The following is a 2,088-nucleotide window of genomic DNA, read 5'->3' on the forward strand; positions in this document are numbered from 1 at the left end:
GAGGACCGGTCGGGGACGCGGGGGCGCCGGCCGGTCGGCCGGGGGCCGCGGCGGCAGGTGCGGTGCCGCCGGTGCGAACGCCCGCCCGGGGCCCGGCGGAAGGGGACCGCCCGTCCGTAGGGTGGCGGCCATGACGACCACGAGCACGCCCGCCGACGAGGACGAGGCGTACGCGATCCAGGACCGGCTGCGCCGCCGTCTCGTCCTGGACGAGCCCGGCCCCCCGCCCGGCCGGGGCCACGTGACCGGCGTCGACGTCACCTACGACGACGAGCACGACGTGGTCGCCGCGGCGGCCGTCGTGCTCGACGCGGCGACGCTCGCCGTCGTGGAGGAGGCCACCGCCGTCGGCCCCGTGCCCTTTCCGTACGTGCCGGGGCTGCTCGCCTTCCGCGAGGTGCCGGCGGTCCTCGCGGCCCTCGACCGGCTCGGCGCCGACCCGGGAATGCTGGTCTGCGACGGCTACGGCCTCGCGCACCCCCGCCGGTTCGGGCTCGCCTGCCACCTCGGCGTGGTGACCGGGCTCCCGTCGATCGGCGTCGCCAAGTCCCCGTTCCTCTTCTCCTACGAGCAGCCGGGCCGCGAGCGCGGCGACTGGACGCCGCTGACCGCGCCCGAGGGCGACGTGGTGGGCCGCGCCCTGCGCACCCGAAAGGGCGTCAAGCCGGTCTTCGTGTCCGCCGGCCACCGCGTCGAGCTGGCCAACGCCTGCGCGCACGCCCTGCGCCTCGCCGCGGTCCACCGGCTTTCGGAGACGACGCGCGCGGCCGACTCGCTCAGCCGGCGGGCGCTGCGCGAGGCGACGGCCGGCCGAGGGTTGTGCGCCGGCCCGCCTGATTCCTAACATCGTCGGTGTTACACCAGCTGTGTCGGAGTCGGAGTCGGAGTCGGAGTCGGAGTCGGCCACGGCCGGGCGCGGTGCGGGCGTGCTGTGCCACGGTGTGGGGGACCGGACGGCAGGAAGGTGCCCTCATGGAGATCTCGCTCCAGCTGGACTACGCGGGCGACGCCCGCGCGGCGTGCGACGCGGCGGTGGCGCTGGAGGCCGCGGGCCTCGACGCCGTCTGGGTCGCCGAGGCGTGGGGCTTCGACTCCCCGACGATCATGGGATACCTGGCGGCCCGCACGGAGCGCGTCGCCATCGGCTCCGCCGTCGTCAACGTCTACTCGCGTACACCGGCGCTGATCGCCCAGACCGCCGCCGGGCTGGACGCCGTGTCCGGCGGGCGGGCCCTCCTCGGCCTCGGCGCCTCGGGGCCCCAGGTGGTCGAGGGCTGGCACGGCGTCGCCTACGACAAGCCGCTCGCGCGCACCCGGGAGACCGTCGAGATCTGCCGCCGCGTCTGGCGGCGCGAAGTCGTGGAGCACCACGGCACGTTCGACATGCCGCTGCCGGCGGACAAGGGCGGCAGGCACGGCAAGCCGCTCAAGATGCTGACCCGGCCCGTACGCCCCGGCATCCCGGTCTTCCTCGCGGCCCTCGGCCCCGCGAACGTGGCGATGACGGCCGAGATCGCCGACGGCTGGCTGCCGCACCTGTTCCTGCCCGAGAAGGCCGGCCGCGTCTGGGGCGAGGCCCTGGCGAAGGGCACCGCGAAGCGGGATCCCGCCCTCGGCCCGCTGCGCACGGTCGCGGGGGGCCTCCTCGCCATCGGCGAGGACGCGGCGCGGTTCCGGGACAGGGCCCGCCCCCAGATCGCCCTGTACGTGGGCGGCATGGGCGCGCGCGGGAAGAACTTCTACAACGACCTCGCCGTCGCCTACGGTTACGAGAAGGAGGCGGCGGAGATCCAGGACCTCTACCTCGGGGGCCGCATCAGGGACGCCGCGGCCGCCGTGCCCGACGAGTTCTGCGAACTCGCCACCCTGTGCGGGCCCGAGGGCTACGTGCGCGAGCGCGTCGAGGCGTTCCGCGAGGCCGGCGTGACGATGCTCAACGTGACCCCGACGGGTTCCGATCCGGTGCGTCTCGTGGAAAAGGTGAAGAGCTGGCTGACGTAGCGGCCCACAGGCCGGCCCCGCGGCGCCGCTCCCGCCCCCGGGCGCGTGCCGCGCACGGCACCGCCCCCGGGCGAACGGCGTCCGGCC

2 protein-coding genes are annotated in these 2,088 nt (G+C 76.0%); both read left to right on the forward strand.

The window, feature by feature from the left end:
- The first annotated feature begins 130 nt into the window (after window positions 1-130).
- Window positions 131-844: an endonuclease V gene (locus L1885_RS27580; protein ID WP_235799872.1), complete on the forward strand. Its 714-nt coding sequence runs from the start codon at window positions 131-133 to the stop codon at window positions 842-844.
- Between the two features lie 128 nt (window positions 845-972).
- Window positions 973-2,001, forward strand: a complete 1,029-nt coding sequence (locus tag L1885_RS27585) for an LLM class F420-dependent oxidoreductase (RefSeq protein ID WP_235799873.1) — start codon at window positions 973-975, stop codon at window positions 1,999-2,001.
- The last annotated feature ends 87 nt before the right edge of the window (window positions 2,002-2,088 follow it).

Origin of the sequence: Streptomyces fuscigenes, from assembly GCF_021556455.1 — a bacterium.
GTDB classification, from domain to species: Bacteria; Actinomycetota; Actinomycetes; order Streptomycetales; family Streptomycetaceae; genus Streptomyces; species Streptomyces fuscigenes.